Origin of the sequence: Conexibacter stalactiti (assembly GCF_033542075.1) — a bacterium.
Taxonomy (GTDB): Bacteria; Actinomycetota; Thermoleophilia; order Solirubrobacterales; family Solirubrobacteraceae; genus Conexibacter; species Conexibacter stalactiti.
In genome coordinates this window covers 69607-89735 of sequence record NZ_JAWSTH010000003.1, presented here as the reverse complement: position 1 = coordinate 89735, position 20129 = coordinate 69607, and the positions used below count along the sequence as shown (strand labels likewise).

Here is a 20129-nt window from a genome sequence, read left to right as displayed (position 1 = left end):
GCTGGTCCTAGTTCTTCAGGCGTTGCTTCGGGACGACACGGAAGGCGCCCCGCATGAACGGATGGATGCGGCAGAAGTACGTGTAGGTGCCGGGCGAGAGGTCGCGCGGCGTCTTCCACGACAGTCTTCCGATGCAGCCGGTCTTGACCGCGTTGATGAGGCCGGTCGGCCCGCCCTCCTCGCAGTCCTCTCTGGCGGCCGGCACGTCGATCACGGGGCTGCCCGGGACGCTCGCGTCACCGTAGCCGCCTCCGCCTCCGCCGAGGCCGACCGTCCCGATCGCCGGCCCGAAGCCGAGCTCGCCGGAGTCGAACAGCCCGGCGCCGTCGGCGAGCGGGAAGCTGATGCCGCTGCCGCGGTCGCACGGCGCTCTGCACGCGGTGACGGTGTGGAAGCGGACGGTCGCCGGCTCGTCTCTGTTGACGAACGTGAGGCTGCTGCCCTGCGCGACCGACGGCGGCAGCCCGCTGCGACCCGGCATCGTCAGGTCGCCCGGCGCGAAGCCGAAGTTGCGGATCACGACCTTCGAGACGAACGGGCCCTGGCGCAGCTTGACCGCGTTGGAGTAGCCGGGATTGCGTCTGCGCGTGCCGGGCGGTTCGACGTTCTCGCGCAGACGGCCGTGCGTGAGGAAGTCGCTCTGGTCGACCTGGCCGGTGAAGGGGTCGACGCCGCCCTCGTCGCCGACGGTGATGCCGGTGATCATGATCCCCATCACCTCGTACCAGGAGGCGCGACTGGTGTCGTAGGTCGCGTTGACGGCGAGCACGTCGCCTCTGCGAATCTGCACCCGCCAGTCGGGGCCGGTCGCGCTCATCGCGACGTCCCACGAGACGGCGCCGCTCGGCTCGTAGTAGTTCGCGCGTGAGCGGAAGACGCGCACGGTGCGGCCGGCGCGCGTCACCGTCAGGTCGGTCCACAGCCCGCCCGGATGGAGGTGACCGGCGGCGAGCACGAGCGTCGCGTCGCGGTCGGCGACCCACTGGTTGCGGGGGCTGCCCGCCGGGCGGTCCGGGTACGGGTCCTTCGCCTGGTCGGGGTAGGCGAACTTGCCGCGCGTGCCGGAGCCCTTCAGCGCGTTGAAGACGGGGTACGGCTTGACGCCCTGGACGTCCATCCACTGCGTCCGGATCTCTCTGACGCCGGCCGCCTCGGGCGCGCTGTCGGGGATGAAGTACAGCTCGTAGGTGAGGTAGACCTGGTGGGGCTGGCCGACGAGGTCGTGGATCATGTGGTTGACGAGCCACATCTGTCTCGTCGTGTAGCGCCAGCCGTATCCCTGGGGTGCGCTGAAGTTCGTCTTCTCCTCACCGGCCGCGAAGGTCGGTCTGAAGTCGACCAGCCAGACCGCGTGGTGCAGGTGGACCTCGGTGACGGGCGGGCTCTTCCCCGTTCTGGCGTCGACGAGGCCCGGGCGGAAGCCGACGATCCAGCCGTCGACGTTCGGCCGCTCCTTCTGCAGGTCGACGTCGATCAGGTTCTGCCCCGGTCTGATCGTCAGCGGCCCGAATCTGTATCTCAGCACCTGCGCGCCGGGCGGCGGCCCGGGGTCGCGCACCGGGATCCGCATGTTCGTCGCCGTTCTCGTGAACGCCGAGGCGTGCGCGTCGGCGCGGTACTGCTCGTCGATGCGGCTCGCCGCGGCGGCGGGCACGGCGGCGAACGCGCACAGCGCGGCCGCGCTGACGACGAGCGGAAGCGTCCGCGCAAGCCGCGAGAACAACGACATCGGACCGACCTCTCCTCGGGTGTCACAGCGACGGCACGGCATTACCGCACGGTCAACAACAACGTAACGGCCGCCACAGGCGCGGTCAACGCGCGACCGTCGCCGTCAGCGCGGCGCGCTCGGCAAGCGCGGCCGCCGGCTCAGCGCAGGAGCGGCTGCGGCTCCTCGTCGTGCGTCGCGGCCTGGTGGATCAGCGTCGCCATCACGCGACGGCTGACGTCGGTCTCGTAGCTGAGGCCGAGCTTCAGGAAGATCGCGTTGATGTGCTTCTCGACCGCGCGCTTGGTCAGCACGAGGTCGGCGGCGATCCGCGCGTTGCTCTTGCCGGTCGCGATCTGCGCGAGCACGTCGCGCTCGCGCGGCGACAGCTCGGCCAGCGGCGACCGCTCGGCGAGCGCTCGCACGGCGCGCATCCGCTCGATCACGCACGCGTCGATGTAGGCGCCGCCATGGGCGACGACGTCGATCGCGGCGACGAGCTGGCGGCTGTCGTCGAGCCGCTCCTTCAGCAGGTAGGCGCGGCCGCCGGCGCCGTCGGCGAGCAGTTCGACGCCGAAGCGGGGCTCGACCCGCTGGCTCAGCTCGACGACGCCGATGTCGGGATGGCTGCGCCGCAGCTCCTCGCCGATCGCGAGCGGCGGCGGCTCGCGCCCCCGGTCGGGCGCGAGGCTGCTGTCGGTCACGACGACGTCCGGCTGCTCGCGCTCGACCGCGGCCAGCAGCGCGGCGCGGTCGCGGCAGACGGCGACGACCTCGACGCCGTCGGCGTCGGCGAGCAGATGCGCGACGGCCTCGCGGACGAGAAAGCTGCCGTCGGCGAGCGCGACCGAGATCGTTCCCGCGGTCGTCGCTTCGGTCACCCCGGCGTTGAACAGAGCCTGCCCGAGCACGTGCGCTCCTTCAGTTCCGCCCCGGCCCCGGTGCCCCCACCGCAAGCAGTGGATGCACCGCTTCCAGACGCTGTTGTACCGCAATTCAGGCCCGCACGTGGTGGGAAGCTGGTGAGAACCGCCGCATGCGGGGATGCCGGCACCTGCCGGGCGTGGTGCCTGCCTCCTTGCCGGCGTCACGCCGCCGCGCCAACCTCGGTGCCCCAAGCGTCCGCCGCGTGGGCCGGCGGCAGAGGAGGTACCCCGATGGTGTTCGCTGCCGACTTCCCTTTTCTCGACGTGCTGTGGTCGATGATCATCTTCTTCGCCTGGGTCGCCTGGATCTGGATGATGATCGTGATCCTCAGCGACGTCTTCCGGCGTGACGACATCGGCGGCTGGAAGAAGGCCGCATGGTGCGTCTTCATGATCGTGCTGCCGTTCATAGGCGTGCTGACCTATCTGATCGCCCAGCACGACGGGATGGTGCGCCGCAACATGGAGCAGGCCGACCGCGTCCAGCGGCAGTTCGACGAGCGCGTCCGCACGGTCGCCGGTTCGGGCAACGGCGGCAGCGGCGGCGGCGCCGCGGCGCAGATCGAGGCGGCCGAGCGGCTGCGCGCGAGAGGGACGATCAACGACGACGAGTTCGCGTCGCTGAAGGCGAAGGCGCTGGCGTCGTAGAGGCCGGAGGTCAGCTCTCGAAGTGCGCCGCGTTGATCTCGGCGAACTGGACGAGGTCCGCCGGGAGCTGCCCCTTCGGGTAGATCGCCTTGAACGGGCAGGACTCGAAGCAGGCGTCGCAGTCGATGCACTCGTCGGGGTCGATGTGGAGCATCTCCGCCTCGGCGAAGCCGTCCTCGTCGGGCGTCGGGTGGATGCAGTCGACCGGGCAGACCTCGGTGCACGAGGCGTCCTTGTTGCCGACGCATCTGTCGGTGATCACATAGCTCATCGGACCGCCTCGTTCGGTGCCGCCGCCGCTTCGAGCAGGTCCGGGATCGTCGTCAGCTTCACGCGCGGCCGGCCGGCCGGCTCGCCGGCGGCGCGCTCGGCGGCGTCGATCGACGCCCAGCCGGCATGGTCGACGAGATCGGGGATCCGCTCGCGCAGCTCGCGCTCGACCACGTCGGGCTCGGCGGCCGGACCGCCGCCCAGCACGCCCGCTTCGAGATCGGCGAGCAGCGCCTTGGAGGTGTCGATCGCGCATCTCTTGTTCGTGCCGATCACGCCCGAGGGACCGCGCTTGATCCAGCCGGCAACGTAGGTGCGCTCGGCGCCGGTGACGCGGCCGCGGCCGTCGTGCGGGATCAGGCCGGTCGCCGCGTCGAACGGCACGCCCGGGACCGCGACGCCCTGGTAGCCGATCGCGCGGAAGACGATCCCCGCCGGGAGCTCCTGCGTGAGGCCGGTCGCCCGCGCGCGCAGGACGCCGCCGGCGTCGCGTTCGAGCCGGTTGCGCACGACCGTGACGGCCTCCACCCTCCCGTCGCCGACGATCTCGACCGGCGACGACATGAACCTCAGCACGACGCGCTTGCGCTTCCCCGACGGCGCCCGCTGCGCGTAGCCGCCGAGGATCTCCAGCGTGTGCTCGAGCACCTCGTCCAGCTCGTCCAGCTCCTCGCCGGCGAGCGCGGGGTCGGCCTCCAGGTCCGCGGGATCGACGACGACGTCGGCGTCGAGCAGCTCGCCCAGCTCGAGCAGCTCCGGGTTGGTGAAGGCGGCCTGGTGCGGACCGCGCCGGCCGAGCACGACGATCTCGCGGATGTTCGCCGCGTCGAGCGCCTCGATCGCGTGATCGGCCGCGTCGGTGGCGGCCAGCTCGTCGCGCGTGAGCGTCAGCATCCGCGCGACGTCGATCGCGACGTTGCCGTTGCCGATCACGATCGCGCGCTCGCCGGAGAGGTCGAACTCGTGGCCGGCGTAGTCGGGGTGGCCGTTGTACCAGCCGACGAACTCGGTCGCCGAGTGCGACCCGGGCAGCTGCTCGCCCGGCACGCCGCTGCGACGGTCGATCGCCGTGCCGACGGTGTAGATGACCGCGTGGTACCAGTCGAGCAGCTGCTGGTGGCTGACGTCGCTGCCGACCTCGACGTTGCCGAAGAAGCGGAAGCCGGGCCGGGCCGCGATCTTCTCGAACACCCGCGAGACCGACTTGATGTTGGGATGGTCGGGGGCGACGCCGCCGCGGACCAGCCCCCACGGGGTCGGGAGCCGGTCGTAGAGGTCGACCTCGTGCCCTCTGCCGAGCAGATGGCCGGCGGCGAAGAAGCCCGACGGGCCGGCGCCGACGATGGCGATGCGCATCAGTGGATTCCTCCTCCCGGTGCCGGCTTGCGCCAGCGGTGGTGTGACGGGTCGAGCATTGGATGCAGCGCGCCCTCAGGCAGCCACGCGAGCGTCTCCAGCTCGAGCGCGTCGAGATAGCCAACGTGACCGGTCTTGAGGTCCTCGATCCGCAGCCGCGGTCCGTTGCCGTCGTGGTCGATCGACAGCGCGACCGCGGCGAACTCGCTGACGACCTCGCTGACGTCCATCAGATCAGGAAGGCGAGCGTGTAGACCGGGCGGTCGTTGTCGACCAGCTCGACCTTCTTGTATGCCATGCGGAGATCGCCGTCGACCCGCTGCAGCCGGTAGGTGCTGCGCCCGGCCCACAGCGTCAGACCGCGCTCGCGTGACTCGTAGACGACGAAGTTGGCGCCGACGATCAGCTCGTCGCCGTCCTCGGCGAGCAGCTCGACGTTGGAGACGACGCGGCGGACGCGCGAGGGCGGCGCCTGCGCGTGGCGCTTGCCGGTCTTGAGCTGCTTGACGCGCGTGGCGATCCGCGAGCGGTTGTCGAAGATGATCGACATCTCTCGCGTCGGATCGATCGAGTCGCCGTTGGCGGGCACCCAGTAGGTCGCCTCCTCAGCCCAGAGCGCCTCCCACGCGTCGTAGTCGTGCTCGTCCTGCAAGCGCGCCTCGCGGTAGACGAACTGCTGGACCTCCAGCAGCAGGTCGAGGTTCAGCGCCGCCGCGCTCATGCGCCCGTCTCCATCAGCTGGCGGTAGTGCTTCCAGATCGCGCGCTGCGGAACCTCGTCGGTCGCGTCGCCGACGACGTGGCCGTTCTCGTCGAGCCGCTCGCGGTGGGTGCCGCGCTTGAGCACGACCCACTCGGGCGAGCGGGCATGGACGCCGCGCTGGTTGCGCTCGTACATCTCGGAGTCGTCGGCGAGCAGGAAGCCGGCCGGGCCGACCGAGCCGATCGTCTGCTGCAGCATGCGGCGGTTCATGTCCGGCGCGCCCTTGTACTGCACCGCGGTGACGTGCTGGACGGTCTCGTCGATCGCCAGCGGCTGGATCACGAACAGCTGGATCTCCGCGATGAAGAGGTTGGGGAACAGCATCACGTGCGGCGAGCCGTCGATCATCAGCTCGCGCGCCGTCTCCACGCCCTTGGCGGCCTCCAGTTGCGCGACGTAGTCGGGCACGCGGTCGGGCGTCGTGCCGAACCAGCCGAGCGGCTGCCCGATGCGGCGGAACTCGGGCCGCAGGTCGTTCTCGGTGTGGCCGTTGCCGAGGTCGCGCGAGAGCGCCGTCGACTCCTCGCCGTAGAGGTCGCCGATGCCGCTCTTGGCGACGCTGAAGATCGACGAGTGGACGAACTGCGGGTGGTAGCCGTCGGTCTCGTTCTCGACGAGCATCTTCCAGTTCGCCTTCACCTTGTGCTGGAGCCAGCCGGCGCTGAGGTCCAGCTCCCCAGTCGGCGACAGCGCGACGAGGCGGTCGAGCGCCTCGCGCGCGGCGCCGAGATGTTCGAGCAGCGTCGGGCCCTCCTCGGCGAACGAGCCGAAGACGAAGCCCTGGTAGATCTCGACGCGCGTCACGCGCCCGAGGCCAAGCTCTCGCTTCGCCTCGCGCCCGTCGTACCCGCTGTTGAACGGGTAGCCGAGCAGTCTGCCGGTGTTCGAGAACGTCCAGCCGTGGTAGGGGCAGCGGAAGGCGCTGGAGTTGCCTCTGGCCGCGTCGCAGACGAGGTTGGCGCGATGGGTGCAGCGGTTGAGCAGGAGGTGGATCTCGCCCTGCTTGTCGCGGCTCATGATCACCGGCTGCGGCCCGATCGACTTGACGATGTAGTCGTTGGGCTCGGGCACCTCGCTGACGTGGCCGACGTAGACCCACGTGCGGTACCAGATGCGCTCCAGCTCGGCCTCGTAGATCGCCGGATCGGTGTAGAGCGAGCCGTGGACCCGATCGTGCTCGATCAGCCGATCCCATCCGATGGTGGCGTCGACAGTACTCATGGAAGCCATCCTAACACGAACATGGACAGAGTGTCCGTACAGACTGTCCGGTCATCCGCCGAGCGCCATCCCACCGGAGACGCCGAGGGTCTCGCCGGTCACGTACGACGCCTCCTCCGAGACGAGGAAGGCGACGGCGGCGGCGACCTCAGCGGTCGTGCCGAGACGCCTCAGCTGCGTCTGCTCGGTCACGACCGCGATCGCGTGATCGCTCATCTCGCGCAGCAGCGGCGTCTCGATCGGCCCGGGTGAGCAGACGTTCGCGGTGATCGCGAAGCGCGCGTTCTCGCGTGCGATCGACTTCGTGAAGGCGATCACCGCGCCCTTGGCAGCCGCGTAGGCAGCATTGCCCTTGGAGCCGATCCGGCCGGCCTCGGAGCCGACGGTGACGATCCGGCCCCAGCCGTTCTCCTGCATCCCCGGCAGCGCCGCCTGCGTGCAGGAGAGGACGCCGTCGAGGTTCACGGCGAGGATCCGCTTCCACGTCTCGTACGGAACCTGCGTGAACCAGCCGAAGTGGTCGGCGCCGGCGTTGTTGACGAGGATGTCGATCCGGCCCAGGTCGCGGATCGCGGCGGTCGTCGCGGCATGGTCGGCGACGTCGAAGGCGACGGCGCGCGCGCCGATCCGCGCGGCCTGCTCGCGCGCGCCGTCGAGCTTGCGCCCGGTGATGACGACGTCGGCCCCGTCAGCGACCAGCCGCTCCGCGATCGCGGCGCCGATGCCGTAGGAGCCGCCGGTGACGAGCGCGGTCCGTCTCATCGTCCGCGGTACTCCGGCGCGCGCCGCTCGATCACGGCCGCGAGCCCCTCGCGCGCGTCCTCGGTGCCCGACAGCGCGGCGACGGTGCGGGCCTCGTCGGGCAGGCGCGCCTCGACGGTCGCACCGAGCCCCTCCCACAGCAGCCGCTTCGTCTCCCCCAGCGCGAGCGTCGGCCCGGCCGCCAGCTCGCGCGCCAGCCGCAGCCCCTCCTCGCGCGCGGCGCCGTCGTCGACGACGCGCGTGATCAGGCCGATCCGCAGCGCCTCCTCGGCCTCGATCGTCGGGTTGGTGAGCGCGATCTCCATCGCCTTGCGGAAGCCGACGAGGTGCGTGAGCGTGACCGAGCCGCCGGCGTCCGGCGCCATCCCGACGCGCGTCGCGCCGAGCATGAACTTCGCCGAGCGCTCGGCGATCACGAGGTCCGAGGCGCAGACGAGGCCGAGCCCGCCGCCGCCGGCCGCGAAGCCGTGCACGGCCGCGACCACCGGCGCCTGCAACCGCATCAGCGCCGAGGCGCAGATCTGCAGCCAGCTGGTCGCCTCGCGCAGGTAGTCGGGCAGCGCCTCGCCCTTCGACGCGAACGTCTTCACGTCCCCGCCGGCGCAGAAGTGCTTGCCCTCGCCGGTGACCAGCACGGCGCGGGCGCGCGGCTCGCCGTGGATCGCCATGACGGCCTCGTACAGCGCGCGCAGAAACGGCACGTCGAGGCCGTTGAACGCCTCCGGCCGGTTGAAGCGCAGCAGCGCCACCCCGTCGTCGAGGTCGAGGAGCACCGGCCCCTCGCCGATCAGCGTCTCGGACGTCATCTTGCTCCTCGTGTGGTGAACGATGCGATCCCGTCGCCCGCGGCCTCGCCGGTCAGGTGCTCGACGACGACGCGGCGCTCCAGCGCCACGCCCTCGGCGAGCGGCAGCTCCAGGCCGTCGCGGATCAGCCGCTTCGTGCGCGCCTGCGCCTCGCGCGTCTTGCCGGCGAGCCTCGCGGCGAGCGCGGCGGCGGCCTCGTCGAGGTCGCCGCGCGGGACGGCGCGGTAGGCGAGGCCCCACGCCGCCGCCTCGGCGCCGGAGATGCGGTCGCCGAGCAGGATGTGGGCGGTCGCCCGCTGGCGGCCGACGAGCCGCGGCAGCAGCTGCGAGCCGCCGCCGCCCGGGACCTGCCCGAAGTTCGAGTGGTTGTCGGCCAGCTTCGCGTCGTCGGCGACGAGCGCGATGTCGGCGGCCTGCATCAGCTCGAAGCCGCCCGCCATCGCGTAGCCCTCGACGACGGTGACGACGGGCACGTCGACGGCGGCGACGAGCGCGCAGGCGCGGCCGAAGGCGGCGAAGAGGCCGGCCATCGCGGCGGGCCCCCGCGCCCGCAGCGCCTCCAGCTCGTTGAAGTCGCCGCCGACGCAGAAGTTCCCGCCGGCGCCGCGGATCACGATCACCGAGACCTGCGGCGCCAGCTCCGCCAGCGCGCGCTCCAGCCCTTCGGCGAGCCCGACGGTGATCGCGTTCATCGCCTGCGGCCGGTTCAGCGTGATCGAGCCGACGCCGTCGGCGACCGCCGTCAGCACGGGCTGCTCGCCGCTCATGCGACCGCGCTCCGCGCGCCGGCGTCCGCGTCCGCGCCGGCGACGACGCCGCGATCGAGCAGGCGGCCGATCTCGGCGTCGCCCAGGCCGAGCACGTCCGCGAGGACCTCCTCGGTGTGCTCGCCCAGCAGCGGCGCGCGGCGTGCCGGCTCGCGGGTCTCGGCGGCGAAGTCGAGCGGTGAGCCCGGCATCAGGTACCTGCCGAGCCCGCGATGCTCGACCTCCGTGAACATCGGATTGGCCGGCGAGCAGCGCTCGTCCTCCTCGACCAGCTGCTTGAACGTCTGGTACGGACCCCACGAGACGCCGGTGCCGGCGAAGGCGGCGCGGAGCTCGCCCATCTCGCGCTGCGCGAACCACGGGCGCAGCAGCGCCGCGATCAGGTCGCGGCCCTCGAAGCGACCCGCCTCGGTGCTGAGGTCGTGGCCGCTGACCTGTTCGAGGCTTCCGCACGCCTCGTGCAGGCCGGTCACGTCCTGCAGCGCGCGCCATTGGCGCGCGGTCAGCGCGACGACCATCACGCGGCGCCCGTCGCGCGTCTCGAAGTCGTGCCCGAAGGCGCCGTAGAGGTAGTTGCCGTCCTTCGGCTGGTCGCGGCCGCCGAGCTGCGCCTCGGCGATGCGGCCGAGGTTGCCGACCATCGCGAAGGCGACGTCGGAGAGCGACAGCCGCACGAGCGTCCCCTCGCCGGTCCGCGCGCGCCGCCGCTCGGCGGCGAGCAGGCCGGTCGTCGCGAGCGTGCCCATCGCCACGTCCCACGCCGGCAGGACGCTGTTGAGCGGCTCGGCGAGGTTGCGCGGCCCGGTCGCCCACGGGAAGCCGGTCGACGGGTTGACGGTGTAGTCGACCTCGCTGGAGCCGTCCGGATTGCCGGTCAGCGCGACCATCACGAGGTCGGGACGGCGCGCCTGCAGCGCCGCGTGCGCCAGCCAGCCGCGCGCGGGGAAGTTGGTCAGGAACAGCCCGGCGTCCTCGCCCGGCGCGGTCACGAGCGCCTGCGCCAGCTCCCGTCCTTCCTCGGAGCGGAGGTCGAGCTGGATCGAGCGCTTGCCCTTGTTCAGCCCGGCCCAGAAGAGGCTCTGGCCGTCGGCGGCAAGCGGCCAGCGGTCGCGGTCGAGGCCGCCGCCGATCTGGTCGAAGCGGATCACGTCGGCGCCGAGCTGCGCGAGCGTCATGCCGCCCAGCGGCGCCGCCACGAAGGCCGACCCCTCGACGACGCGCATCCCCGCCAGCACGCCGCTCATGCGACCACCGCCACGGGCCGCCAGTCGAGCACGTCGACGCGTTCGCCGTCGGCGCGCTCGGCCTCGACGGCGCAGCGCAGATGGACCAGCGCGCCGTCGCGCTGCTCGACCGCGACCGCGGTCCGCAGCAGATCGCCTTCGAAGACCGGCGCGAGGTGGTCGCAGCCGTGCCAGCCCGCGACCGTCACGAGGTCGGGCAGCAGCCGTGTGAGCTGCGCCGCCGCGACCGCGATCGTGTGACCGCCGTAGACGAGCCGCCTGCCGGAGACGTTGGCGGTGCGGTCGTGGTGGGCGGTGGCGATGTTGAGCGTCAGCCGCGCCAGCTCGGGCGCGCAGGAGACGACGTCGGCGCCCTCGACCGTCCACGCGTCGCCGGCCGCGACCGCGGTCGGCGTCAGCAGGCCGAGGTCCCAGCCCTCCCAGCTCGCCGCCAGCAGCGCGGCGTCGAGCTGCTCGCCGATCGGCTCCAGCGGCGCGTCGAGCCCGGTCGGCGCGGCCCCCGGCCGCAGCGGCAGCATCGCGCAGCGGTGGAAGTCGAGCACCGGCCGCTCCTCCTGGTCGACCGTCACGATCCGCAGGACGGCGAGCCCGCTCGGCGCGCGGTCCGGCCGCCGCGAGGTCTCGCGCAGCGCCTCGACGGTCGTCGTCGTGCGCAGCGTGTCGCCGATCCGCGGCGCGCGGCGGAGGATGAAGCCGCGGTAGAAGAGGTTGGCGATCACGCGCCGCGTGACGACGGTCGACTGGCCGATCGCGACGTCCCAGACGAGCGCCGGATGCGCCAGCAGGCCCGGCGCGCCCGTCACCCGCTCGGCGAGCCGCTCGTCGAGCGCGAGCCGCAGCCGGTCGCCGACGATCGCGCGGTGGAGCGCGGCGTCGCCGGCGGTCAGCGTGACGGCGGGCGCGCCGTCGAAGACGTCGCCGAGCGCCAGCTCGTCGAAGTACGGGCCGCCGGGCCGCACCCCGGCCTCAGGACGCGACAGGCTCACCGAGCAGCTCCGCGACGACGTCGCGCGCGGTCTCCGCGCACGACTGGGTTCCGCCGCTGCCGTAGTCGCGCACGCCGTCGCCGACGTTCCAGAGGTTGTCGAGCGGCGTCTCGCGCGGCATCTCGTAGCCTGAGAGCGCGCGCTGCGCCGGCCAGTCGCCGCGCATGATGCGCGCGTCGATCACCTCGGCCGCGGCCATCCCCGGCAGCTCGGCGTGCAGCTCGTCGAGCGACAGCTGCAGCTCGCGCTCCCCGTCGAACTCGCCGACGGCCGGGCGCGGGACCGCGTAGACGACCGTCAGGTGCTTGCCCTCCGGCGCCAGCTCCGGGCAGGTCGCGGTCATGTTGCCGGCGTTGCAGACGCGCTCGGTGTTCGAGAAGACGATCAGGCCGGGCGTGTCGAGCAGCGGCTCGTCGCTGGCGACGTGGATGATGAAGTTGGCCGTCGGCTTGGAGAGCCTGCGGATCGAGGCGACGTAGTCGGCGCCGAGCGCCTGCTCGCCGGCGAGCGCGATCGTCGCCTCGGGCCCGGCGTTGGAGATGACGCTGCCGCAGGTCACCTCGACCTCCTCGCCCCCGCGCCGGATCGTCGCGCCGGTGACACGGCCGTCGGCGCTGTGCAGCCGCACGACCTCGCTGTCGAGCCAGATCTGGCCGCCCTCGCGGGTGACGACGTCGGCGAGCGCCTGCGTGACGCCGATCGTGCCGTCGGGATGGAAGCCGAACTTGCGGAAGGCGCCCTTCTCCATGAAGTACGTCAGGAACGCCTTCGCCGGGATCTCGTCGGCGTTGACGGCGAAGATCGCGGCGGCGAGGTTGCGGAAGAGGCGGTGGATCGTCTCGTTGGAGGTCGCTCTGCCGATCCACTGCTCGAGCGTCAGCTGCTCCTCGGGATAGTCGCCGCGCTTGGCGCTGCCGAGCTGCGTGAGTACCTTCGCGCCCTTCTTCGTGATGCGGTCGAGCAGGAAGGCCCAGCCGCCCTTGGCCGGGTTGACGGTCTTGCCGCCGATGCGGAAGACGTTGGCCGGCTCGGGGAAGCGCAGCGCGAAGTCGGCGCCGACCTGCTCGAAGGTCTCCTCCATCGCGCCGCCGTACTCGATCGCGACGGCGCCGGTGTTGATCGTGTAGCCGTCCTTCTGAAACGAGGAGGCGCGGCCGCCGACACGCTCGGCGCGCTCGACCAGCAGCGGTCTCTGCCCGGCCGCGGCGAGGCGCGCGGCGGCGCAGACGCCGCCCATGCCCGCGCCGATCACCAGTACGTTCGTGTGCTCAGACATTGCTCTCCCGTCTCTTTGCGTCAGCGCCCCCGCCAGACCGGCGGGCGCTTCTCGGTGAAGGCGCGGGCACCCTCACGGGCGTCCTCCGAGCTCGCGATCGGCTCGACGATCTCGGCTTGGCGCTCCCAGAACTCGGCCTCGTCCCACGACCACTGCCGCTGCAGGATCTGCTTCGCGCCGACGAGCGCCAGCGGCGCGTTGGCGCCGATCTCCGCGGCCAGCTCCAGCGCGCGCGCAAGCGCCTCGCCCGGCTCGGCGAGGCGGTTGATCGCGCCGACCTCGTGAGCGCGCTCCGCGGTGATCAGGTTCCCCGTCAGCGCCAGCTCCATCGCGAGCGCGGAGGGCAGCAGCCGCGGCAGCCGGCGCAGGCCGCCGCCTGCGGCGACGAGGCCGCGCTTGGCCTCGGGGATGCCGAGCTTCGTCCCGCGCGCGGCGACGATCAGGTCGCAGGCGAGCGCGATCTCCAGGCCGCCGGCGACGGCGAAGCCCTCCAGCGCGGCGATCAGCGGCTTGTCGGAGGCGCGGCGCACGATCCCGGCGAAGCCGCGGTCGCCGACCCACGGCCGCTCGCCGGTCTCGGCGAACCGCTTCAGATCCATGCCGGCGCAGAACCCTCTGCCGGCGCCGGTGAGGACGCCGACGCTGAGCGCGTCGTCGCCGTCGAGCTCGTCGAGCGCGGCGGCGATCGCCTCGGCCAGCGGCATGTCGATCGCGTTGCGGACCTCGGGCCGGTTGAGCGTCAGCACGAGCACCGGCCCGCGGCGCTCGGTCAGCAGCGGCGGCGTGCTCATCCCTGCCGCGCGCCGACGATCGAGATGAACGAGACGCAGGTGCCGGGCCGGCCGCCGAGGTTGTGCGTGAGGCCGAGCCGCGGGTCGTCGAGCTGGCGCTCGCCGGCCTCGCCGCGGAACTGCAGCCAGCACTCGAACAGCATCCGCAGCCCGCTCGCGCCGACCGGGTGCCCGAACGACTTCAGCCCGCCGTCGGGGTTGACCGGCAGGCGCCCGCCGAGGTCGAACGCGCCTTCCAGCTCGTCTCTCCACGCCTGGCCGCGCTCGGAGAAGCCCATGTCCTCCATCAGCACCAGCTCGGTCGGCGTGAAGCAGTCGTGGACCTCCGCGAGCGAGATCTCGCGACGCGGATCGGTGATGCCGGCCTGCGCGTAGGCGTCCTTCGCCGAGGCGACGGCCTCGTGGAAGGTCGTGTAGTCGTAGCCCGGGTCGATCGGGCCGCTCGCCGGCCCGGCGATCACCGACAGCGCCTTCACGAAGATCGGTCTGTCGGTGTATCTGTACGCGTCCTCGGCGCGCACGATCAGCGCGCACGCGGCGCCGTCGGAGACGCCCGAGCAGTCCATCACGCCGAGGCGGCCCGCGACGCGCCCGGCGCCGGCGTCGATCTTCTCCTTCGGCACCTCCTTGCGGAACTGCGCGCGCTCGTTCTTGGCCCCGTTGACGTGGTTCTTCCACGCGACGTGCGTCATCGCGTCGCGCATCGCCCGCGGGTCGACGCCGTACTTGCGGCAGTAGGCGGGGTCGAGCAGCGAGAAGGCGGCGGGCGCGGTCAGCGTCTCCTCCGGCGCGGTGCCGTCGCCGGCGACGTTCGAGCGCACGAGGCCGGAGTAGCCGGTGTCCTTCAGCTTCTCGACGCCGACCGCCATCACGCGGTCGTAGGCGCCGGCGGCGACGGCGTAGCAGGCGTTGCGGAACGCCTCCGAGCCGGTCGCGCACATGTTCTCCACGCGCGTCACCGGCTTGTAGTCGATGCCGAGCGGCTTCGACAGGACCGTGCCCGACTGGCCGGAGTTCATCGTCCCCAGCCAGTAGGCGTCGACCTCCTCCTTCGGCAGCGCGGGGGTCGCGGCGAAGCACTGCTCGACGGCGTCGACGAGCAGGTCGTCGGCGCCTCTGTTCCAGTGCTCGCCGAAGGTCGTGCAGCCCATCCCGACGATCGCGACGCGATCCTTGATGCCGTTGCTCGCCATCAGGCCACCGTTGCCTTCCAGAAGTAGTTGTGGACGCCGCCTGTCGTGTAGAGCCGGCGGAAGGCCAGCTCGACCGGCGTGCCGATCTCGACCTCGTCGGGGGAGGCGTCGGCGACCTCGAGCGTGTAGCGCCCGCCGCCGTCGAAGTCGACGACCGCGTCGATCACCGGTGGCGAGGGCGAGAACGCCAACCGGTCGACGGTGAACGTGGCGACCGTGCCGGGCTGGCGCGAGAGCGCCGCCCGCTCCATCCGGTCGACCGCCCGGCAGTTGACGCAGACGCGCCGCGGCGGGACGTGGACCTGGCCGCAGGCCTCGCAGCGCGACCCGACGAAGGCGAACTTCCAGCTCTCGGAGCGCAGCGACGGCGGCCCGGCGGGACGGCCCGGCTCGGGGCGCCGCGGCGGCTCGCGGTCGAGCAGGCCGCGCCATGTCAGGTAGGTGGCGTAGAGCAGGTCGCGACCGCCCGCGACCAGCTGCGAGACCGGCTTCGGCGCACGGGCGCGCTCGATCGCCGGGCGCGCTTCGAGCACGGTCGCGTCGCAGCCGTCGGCCGCGACGACGAGCAGGATCGTCTCCCCCGGTCGCACGCGATCGAGCACCGCCGCGAGGCGGAGGCCGGGATCGGCCGTGCCGGCGTACCCGATTGCCGGCGCCTCCTCCGGGACGCGGCCGGCGTACCGCTTCGTCGCCGCCGCGACGGCGCGGGCGTGCGGCGAGGAGACGATCACGTGGTCAGGCTGCTCGACGCCGGCGGCGGCGAGCGCGCGCGTGACGGCGTCGTCGATCAGCGGCGCGTACGCCTCGGCGCCGAAGCGCTCCTCCCACTGCCCGCTCGCGAAGTCGCCGGGCGTGCGCCAGCGGTCGAGGAACTCCGCCGTCGTCGAGGTCTCGGCGAGGACCGCGACGATCGGCTCACCTTCGCCGAAGTGGAACGCCGCGGCGGCGTCGCCGCCGTCGCGCTCGTCGGCGGAGCCGGGGCGGCCCGTGCGCAGGTCGCTGAGGACGGCGAGGCCGCCGCTCGCGGCGGCGCCGCGAAGCGCGCCGACGGCGCCGCGCACCGAGCCGGCGAGGTCGACGGCGAAGCCCTCGTGGCCGAGGTCGAGCGCCGCGTGGATCGCCGTCGCGTTGGTCTTGTCGAAGTAGGCGGGCGCGGTCGTGGCGAAGTGGATCGCGGGCGGCTTGATCCCGTCGGTCAGCGCTGCGCGCGCCGCCTCGACGCCCATCGTGGTGCTGTCCTCGTCGTAGGACGCCACCGCGCGGGAGCCCTTGCCGCCGCCGCTCCCGAGTGCCGCGGCGAGCTGCGCGCGCCCGAGGCGATGCCGGGGCACGTAGGCGGCGTAAGACAGCAGTGCGTGAGCCATGTCGGCGATCGTACATAGTGTCCAGACACGCCGTATCATGCTGTCCGTGCATACCGTACAGCCGACTCACATCCGCATCCGCCGCGTCGGCGGCGTCGAGCAGATCGAGCTGCATCGGCCCGAGGCGCTGAACGCGTGGACGCCCGAGATGGGCCGCGAGCTGCTCGCCGCGCTGCGCGCCGCGAGCGCCGACGAGCAGGTCCGCGCGGTGCTGATCACAGGCGCCGGCCGTGCCTTCTGCGCCGGCGCCGACGTGAAGGTCCCGCGCGAGCTGGAGCCCGACGGCTCACCCGACCTGCACACGCGCCTGGAGCAGATCTACAACCCGATCGTGCTGGAGCTGCGGCGGATGCCGAAGCCGGCGATCGCCGCAGTGCACGGAGCCGCCGCCGGCCTCGGCGTCTCGCTGGCGCTCGCCTGCGACCTCGTCGTCGCGGCCGAGTCGGCGACCTTCCTGCTCGCCTTCGTCCACATCGCCGTGATGCCGGACGGCGGCGTCCTCCCCCACCTCGTCGCGCGCGTCGGACCGGCGCGCGCGGCGCAGCTGGCGATGCTCGGCGAGAAGCTGCCGGCGCGGACGGCGCACACGTGGGGGATCGTCAACGACGTCGTCGCCGACGACGATCTGGCGGCGGCCGGCGAGACGCTCGCCGCACGGCTCGCCGCGCTGCCGACGACGGCGCTCGCGTCGATGAAGGAGATCGTCAACGCCTCGCTCGGCGCCGAGCTGGAGCCGCTGCTGGCCCGCGAGGCACAGGTCCAGCAGCGCCATGCCACGACCGCCGACTATGCCGAGGGCGTCGCCGCGTTCAAGGAGAAGCGGCGACCGCGCTTCATCGGGGCGTGACCGCGGCGCGCAGATGACGCGACGTACGGTGACTGTCTTCCACGGACGCGGGTCGGCGAGCAGCGGCCCGTCGAGGATCAGCGCACGCAGGACGCCGGCGGGCCCGGTGCCCGCCGCGGGCGCGGTTCGGCGTCGCGAGCGCGAGCGTCATCGCGCGGGCGTCGGCGGCGAGGTTCCAGCGGCCGCGCCAGGCGGCGGCGTTGCTGACCCAGAAGACGAGGCCGCCGTCGTCGAGCGTGCGGGCGATCACGCCGTAGGACCAGCCGTTGCCGCCGCTGTGGGTCGCGAGACGGCCGCCGTCGAAAGGGCCGACGGTCCAGCCGTACGCCTCCCGGAAGGCATCGTAGCCGGGGATGCCGAGCGGATTGCGCGGGGCGAACAGCTCACGTTTGGCAGCGCGGTCGAGGATCCGCTCGCCGCGCAGCGCGCGGTGCCAGCGCAGGACGTCGCGCGGCGTCGACAGCAGGCCGCCGTTGCCGCGCAGGTTCCACGACGGCCCGTCGCTCATCCACGGGTGGTCGTAGGGCCGGCCGTGCGAGCGGCCGCGCGCGTCGTACTCGACCGCGACCCGCGTGCTGCGCCAGCGCGGCAGTACGTACCCGGTGCTGTGCATCCCCGCCGGGGCGAACAGCTCGCGCGCGAGGTGGCGCTCGTAGCTCGCCCCCGAGACCCGCTCGACGATCGCCGCCAGCAGGCTGTAGCCGACGTTCGAGTAGCGGAAGCCGCTGCCTGGTCTGGCGACCAGCGGCGCGCGCAGTGCCGCTCTGACCAGACGCTCGCGCGTGAGCGGCGCGTAGTCGTCGCCGAGCGCCTCCGGCAGGCCGGCCTCGTGCGCGAGCAGGTGACGCACCGTGATCGCCCGCTTGCCGGCCGGGACCGGCCCGAGGTAACGGGACATCGGGTCGTCGAGCCGCAGCCGCCCGTCGCTCGCCAGCTTCACGACCGCCGCCGCCGTGAACTGCTTCGTCATCGACATCAGGTCGTAGACCGTGTCGCAGCCCGCCGGGATCCGCGCGGCACGGTCGGCGAGGCCGAAGCCGCGGCAGCGGGCGGGGCCGTCACCGGGCGCGACAAGCACCGTCCCGCTCGCCCCGTCCGGCCACCAGCGCGCGAGCACGCGGTCGACGCGATCCGGCTCGCGCCAGGCGTCGGCCGCGGCAGGGCGGGCGCTCGCGAAGGAGCCCGCGAGCAGGATCGCCGCCGCGACGGCCAGTGTCACGCGCGCGGCCGCGCGCCTCATCGGCTCTCCGCCGTCGTCATCGCTCTCTCCGGCTCGTTCATGTCGGTGCTCATCAGGTTTCCCGGGTGCGACCGCTCGCCTGCCGCGACCGACCTGTCCCAAGCAGCCGCAACCAATCCGACCATCGCAACAGCGATCCACCCGGCGCCTCCGGCACCCGAGTCGCGGATGCACCTGTCGGCGACGTCGTGACACGCATCTGGCAGTGCATCGACGCTCGTTCGGCTAGCGTGGCCCGATGACGCACATCAGCGATGACATCACCGCGGATCTGGTGATGGCGCTGCTTCGCGAACAGCACGCGGACCTGGCCAAGCTGCCGGTGACGTTCGGCGCCGTCGGCTGGGACAACCAACTGTGGCGGCTCGGGGAGGAGCTCGCGGTGCGCCTGCCGTGGGCGACCGACGACGCGAGCGAGCTCTTGCTCAAGGAGTTCTCGCTGGTCCCCCAAGTGGCGTCGGGTCTCCCTCTGCGGACGCCGGTGCCGCAGCGCTTGGGCCAGCCCTCCAAGACGTTCCCCCATCCCTGGATCGTGACGACGTGGGTCCCAGGAGAGCCCGCCGACCGCGCCCCGTGACGCGCGACGACGAGGCGGCCGACGCGCTGGCGTCCTTCCTCGGCGCCCTGCACCGGCCGGCACCCGCCGACGCGCCCGCCGGCCGGCACCGGCGAGGCGGCCCCCTCGCCGACAATGCGGCCGGCTTCGCGACCCTTCTGGACCAAGCCGCTGATCGCGGCTTGATCGCCGATCCTGACGCGGTCCAGGCAGCCTGGAAGGACGCGCTCGCCGCCCCGGTGTGGACGGGCAGGCCGGTGTGGCTGCACGGAGATCTCCACCCGGCCAACGTCCTCACGATCGATGGCTTGATCTGCGGCGTGATCGACTTCGGCGACATGTGCGCCGGGGATCCCGCCTGCGACCTCGCCGGCGGCTGGCTGCTGCTGTCCGACCGAGCGATGGACCGCTTCCATCGGGTCTACGGGTCGGCCGACGCGGCGACCCTCCGCCGTGCCAGGGGCTGGGCTCTCATCAAGGCGCTGGCCTGCCTGATCATCGGCGACAACGGCGCCAAGGGACTCCCGGGCGGAAAGCCGACATGGGGGCCGCCGGCCGAAGCCGCACTGCTGCGGCTCACCCACAGGGCCGGAGACCTCGAACCTCGTCTGTCCTAGGCGGCCCCACGGCTGACGGTACCCAATGCCACGCGCCGCCGATGACGCACACCGACCGTAGCCACCGCACGTTCCGGCGTCTCGCCATCGCCGGGATCGCAGGCGTTCGCGATCGACTATCGGATGACAAGTGCGTGCGGCGCGACGCCAACTGCAGCGGGACCGCTTAGATCGGTCGGCACGCACCCGACGTGACCGTCAGCGCGATCCGGTCGCCGACGACGAGCTGCGTCCGTCGTGCGCCGCGACGACGTAGACGGCATCGTCGTCCGCGTCATGGACGTAGATGATGATCAGCCACGGCCACGGGCCGATCAGAAACCGTGTCCCCTGCCAGCGCCCGGCCAGCGCTCGCCCGGCGAGAGGGAAGCGCTCCAGGATGCGCAGAGAGGCCTGCACCCGCCGCAGCGCGTTCGCGGGCAATCCGAGCACTTCGGTCAGCTCGGCCAGATCCGCGACCGCGCGCGGGGTGACGATGACGCGCGGCAACGGCTACGCGAGGTCGTCGAGCGAGACGCCTTCGCCGCGGCGAGCCTGTTCGATCCCCTCTTGCGCGCGCTCGTAGGCGCCGGGAATGCCGTCGAGCAGCCGGACGATGTGCGCTGCGTCAGGGTCAGCGCCGTCCAACGCGGTCGAGAGGAGCGACTTGGCGAGCGTCCCCTCCTGCACGTGCATCCGCGCAGCGAGCTGCGACAGCTTCTCGGAGTACTCGGGATCGAGCGAGACGTTGATCCGGCTAGCCATGTGCCCCAAGGGTACACGCCCCGTTACGCCTCGTACAGGGTGGAT

The 20129-nt window shown here is 72.5% G+C and carries 21 protein-coding genes and 1 pseudogene; 3 read left to right on the top strand and 19 right to left on the bottom strand.

What is annotated here, in order from left to right:
• Positions 1–7 precede the first annotated feature (7 nt).
• The gene (locus R7226_RS02505) at positions 8–1729 is read right to left on the bottom strand and encodes a cupredoxin domain-containing protein (RefSeq protein WP_318595453.1); all 1722 of its coding nucleotides are present in this window, start codon (positions 1727–1729) and stop codon (positions 8–10) included.
• Positions 1730–1869: 140 nt separating this feature from the next.
• On the bottom strand, positions 1870–2619 hold the full coding sequence (locus tag R7226_RS02500; RefSeq protein ID WP_318595452.1) for a response regulator transcription factor: 750 nt from the start codon (positions 2617–2619) through the stop codon (positions 1870–1872).
• 246 nt (positions 2620–2865) lie between these two features.
• Here R7226_RS02500 and R7226_RS02495 point away from each other — a divergent pair, with 246 nt between their 5' ends.
• Positions 2866–3282, top strand: a complete 417-nt coding sequence (locus R7226_RS02495) for an SHOCT domain-containing protein (RefSeq protein WP_318595451.1) — start codon at positions 2866–2868, stop codon at positions 3280–3282.
• Positions 3283–3292: 10 nt separating this feature from the next.
• On the opposite strand, the gene R7226_RS02490 is transcribed toward R7226_RS02495, so the two are convergent.
• Genes R7226_RS02490 through R7226_RS02425 form a run of 14 tightly spaced genes read right to left on the bottom strand, consistent with a single transcriptional unit; the run spans position 3293 to position 16080 of the window.
• Positions 3293–3553 (bottom strand): 4Fe-4S dicluster domain-containing protein, encoded by a 261-nt coding sequence (locus R7226_RS02490; protein WP_318595450.1) that lies wholly within the window; start codon positions 3551–3553, stop codon positions 3293–3295.
• On the bottom strand, positions 3550–4908 hold the full coding sequence (locus R7226_RS02485) for a ferredoxin--NADP reductase domain-containing protein (protein ID WP_318595449.1): 1359 nt from the start codon (positions 4906–4908) through the stop codon (positions 3550–3552). Before R7226_RS02485 ends, R7226_RS02490 begins: the two co-directional genes overlap by 4 nt.
• A complete protein-coding gene (locus R7226_RS02480) occupies positions 4908–5138 on the bottom strand; it encodes a hypothetical protein (RefSeq protein WP_318595448.1) in 231 nt (76 codons plus the stop codon). Before R7226_RS02480 ends, R7226_RS02485 begins: the two co-directional genes overlap by 1 nt.
• Complete coding sequence (locus tag R7226_RS02475; protein ID WP_318595447.1) at positions 5138–5629, bottom strand: aromatic-ring-hydroxylating dioxygenase subunit beta; 492 nt, start codon at positions 5627–5629, stop codon at positions 5138–5140. Before R7226_RS02475 ends, R7226_RS02480 begins: the two co-directional genes overlap by 1 nt.
• Positions 5626–6891, bottom strand: coding sequence for an aromatic ring-hydroxylating oxygenase subunit alpha (locus R7226_RS02470; RefSeq protein WP_318595446.1), 1266 nt, complete (start codon positions 6889–6891; stop codon positions 5626–5628). Before R7226_RS02470 ends, R7226_RS02475 begins: the two co-directional genes overlap by 4 nt.
• A 51-nt stretch (positions 6892–6942) precedes the next feature.
• Positions 6943–7653 carry an SDR family NAD(P)-dependent oxidoreductase gene (locus tag R7226_RS02465; protein WP_318595445.1) on the bottom strand — a complete coding sequence of 237 codons (711 nt, stop codon included), beginning with the start codon at positions 7651–7653 and terminating at the stop codon, positions 6943–6945.
• The gene (locus R7226_RS02460) at positions 7650–8459 is read right to left on the bottom strand and encodes an enoyl-CoA hydratase/isomerase family protein (RefSeq protein ID WP_318595444.1); all 810 of its coding nucleotides are present in this window, start codon (positions 8457–8459) and stop codon (positions 7650–7652) included. Before R7226_RS02460 ends, R7226_RS02465 begins: the two co-directional genes overlap by 4 nt.
• Positions 8456–9226: an enoyl-CoA hydratase/isomerase family protein gene (locus R7226_RS02455; RefSeq protein WP_318595443.1), complete on the bottom strand. Its 771-nt coding sequence runs from the start codon at positions 9224–9226 to the stop codon at positions 8456–8458. Before R7226_RS02455 ends, R7226_RS02460 begins: the two co-directional genes overlap by 4 nt.
• Complete coding sequence (locus R7226_RS02450; RefSeq protein ID WP_318595442.1) at positions 9223–10470, bottom strand: CoA transferase; 1248 nt, start codon at positions 10468–10470, stop codon at positions 9223–9225. The genes R7226_RS02455 and R7226_RS02450 overlap by 4 nt, the downstream gene beginning before the upstream one ends.
• Positions 10467–11450 carry a MaoC family dehydratase gene (locus R7226_RS02445; protein WP_404827757.1) on the bottom strand — a complete coding sequence of 328 codons (984 nt, stop codon included), beginning with the start codon at positions 11448–11450 and terminating at the stop codon, positions 10467–10469. Before R7226_RS02445 ends, R7226_RS02450 begins: the two co-directional genes overlap by 4 nt.
• The gene (locus R7226_RS02440; RefSeq protein ID WP_318595440.1) at positions 11437–12732 is read right to left on the bottom strand and encodes a phytoene desaturase family protein; all 1296 of its coding nucleotides are present in this window, start codon (positions 12730–12732) and stop codon (positions 11437–11439) included. The genes R7226_RS02445 and R7226_RS02440 overlap by 14 nt, the downstream gene beginning before the upstream one ends.
• A 20-nt stretch (positions 12733–12752) precedes the next feature.
• The gene (locus tag R7226_RS02435; RefSeq protein ID WP_318595439.1) at positions 12753–13523 is read right to left on the bottom strand and encodes a crotonase/enoyl-CoA hydratase family protein; all 771 of its coding nucleotides are present in this window, start codon (positions 13521–13523) and stop codon (positions 12753–12755) included.
• Positions 13520–14716 (bottom strand): acetyl-CoA acetyltransferase, encoded by a 1197-nt coding sequence (locus tag R7226_RS02430; RefSeq protein WP_318595438.1) that lies wholly within the window; start codon positions 14714–14716, stop codon positions 13520–13522. Before R7226_RS02430 ends, R7226_RS02435 begins: the two co-directional genes overlap by 4 nt.
• The gene (locus R7226_RS02425) at positions 14716–16080 is read right to left on the bottom strand and encodes an OB-fold domain-containing protein (RefSeq protein WP_318595437.1); all 1365 of its coding nucleotides are present in this window, start codon (positions 16078–16080) and stop codon (positions 14716–14718) included. The genes R7226_RS02430 and R7226_RS02425 overlap by 1 nt, the downstream gene beginning before the upstream one ends.
• Positions 16081–16126: 46 nt before the next feature.
• Between R7226_RS02425 and R7226_RS02420 the strand changes: the two genes are divergently transcribed.
• Positions 16127–16927 (top strand): enoyl-CoA hydratase-related protein, encoded by an 801-nt coding sequence (locus tag R7226_RS02420; protein ID WP_318595436.1) that lies wholly within the window; start codon positions 16127–16129, stop codon positions 16925–16927.
• On the opposite strand, the gene R7226_RS02415 is transcribed toward R7226_RS02420, so the two are convergent.
• Positions 16914–18167 carry a serine hydrolase domain-containing protein gene (locus R7226_RS02415; RefSeq protein WP_318595435.1) on the bottom strand — a complete coding sequence of 418 codons (1254 nt, stop codon included), beginning with the start codon at positions 18165–18167 and terminating at the stop codon, positions 16914–16916. The genes R7226_RS02420 and R7226_RS02415 overlap by 14 nt on opposite strands.
• 238 nt (positions 18168–18405) lie before the next feature.
• Between R7226_RS02415 and R7226_RS31680 the strand changes: the two are divergent.
• A pseudogene (locus R7226_RS31680) lies at positions 18406–19340 on the top strand (aminoglycoside phosphotransferase family protein).
• A gap of 198 nt (positions 19341–19538) precedes the next feature.
• On the opposite strand, the gene R7226_RS02400 reads toward R7226_RS31680, so the two are convergent.
• On the bottom strand, positions 19539–19829 hold the full coding sequence (locus R7226_RS02400; RefSeq protein WP_318595432.1) for a type II toxin-antitoxin system RelE/ParE family toxin: 291 nt from the start codon (positions 19827–19829) through the stop codon (positions 19539–19541).
• A 3-nt stretch (positions 19830–19832) separates the two neighbouring features.
• Positions 19833–20084: a hypothetical protein gene (locus tag R7226_RS02395; protein ID WP_318595431.1), complete on the bottom strand. Its 252-nt coding sequence runs from the start codon at positions 20082–20084 to the stop codon at positions 19833–19835.
• Positions 20085–20129 lie beyond the last annotated feature (45 nt).

Bases quoted from the DNA above. Each gene is read 5' to 3' on its own strand.
- R7226_RS02505 (WP_318595453.1), bottom strand. From the start codon at position 1,729: ATGTCGTTGTTCTCGCGGCTTGCGCGGACGCTTCCGCTCGTCGTCAGC.
- R7226_RS02495 (WP_318595451.1), top strand. From the start codon at position 2,866: ATGGTGTTCGCTGCCGACTTCCCTTTTCTCGACGTGCTGTGGTCGATG.
- R7226_RS02490 (WP_318595450.1), bottom strand. From the start codon at position 3,553: ATGAGCTATGTGATCACCGACAGATGCGTCGGCAACAAGGACGCCTCG.
- R7226_RS02485 (WP_318595449.1), bottom strand. From the start codon at position 4,908: ATGCGCATCGCCATCGTCGGCGCCGGCCCGTCGGGCTTCTTCGCCGCC.
- R7226_RS02480 (WP_318595448.1), bottom strand. From the start codon at position 5,138: ATGGACGTCAGCGAGGTCGTCAGCGAGTTCGCCGCGGTCGCGCTGTCG.
- R7226_RS02475 (WP_318595447.1), bottom strand. From the start codon at position 5,629: ATGAGCGCGGCGGCGCTGAACCTCGACCTGCTGCTGGAGGTCCAGCAG.
- R7226_RS02470 (WP_318595446.1), bottom strand. From the start codon at position 6,891: ATGAGTACTGTCGACGCCACCATCGGATGGGATCGGCTGATCGAGCAC.
- R7226_RS02465 (WP_318595445.1), bottom strand. From the start codon at position 7,653: ATGAGACGGACCGCGCTCGTCACCGGCGGCTCCTACGGCATCGGCGCC.
- R7226_RS02460 (WP_318595444.1), bottom strand. From the start codon at position 8,459: ATGACGTCCGAGACGCTGATCGGCGAGGGGCCGGTGCTCCTCGACCTC.
- R7226_RS02455 (WP_318595443.1), bottom strand. From the start codon at position 9,226: ATGAGCGGCGAGCAGCCCGTGCTGACGGCGGTCGCCGACGGCGTCGGC.
- R7226_RS02450 (WP_318595442.1), bottom strand. From the start codon at position 10,470: ATGAGCGGCGTGCTGGCGGGGATGCGCGTCGTCGAGGGGTCGGCCTTC.
- R7226_RS02440 (WP_318595440.1), bottom strand. From the start codon at position 12,732: ATGTCTGAGCACACGAACGTACTGGTGATCGGCGCGGGCATGGGCGGC.
- R7226_RS02435 (WP_318595439.1), bottom strand. From the start codon at position 13,523: ATGAGCACGCCGCCGCTGCTGACCGAGCGCCGCGGGCCGGTGCTCGTG.
- R7226_RS02430 (WP_318595438.1), bottom strand. From the start codon at position 14,716: ATGGCGAGCAACGGCATCAAGGATCGCGTCGCGATCGTCGGGATGGGC.
- R7226_RS02425 (WP_318595437.1), bottom strand. From the start codon at position 16,080: ATGGCTCACGCACTGCTGTCTTACGCCGCCTACGTGCCCCGGCATCGC.
- R7226_RS02415 (WP_318595435.1), bottom strand. From the start codon at position 18,167: ATGAGGCGCGCGGCCGCGCGCGTGACACTGGCCGTCGCGGCGGCGATC.
- R7226_RS02395 (WP_318595431.1), bottom strand. From the start codon at position 20,084: ATGGCTAGCCGGATCAACGTCTCGCTCGATCCCGAGTACTCCGAGAAG.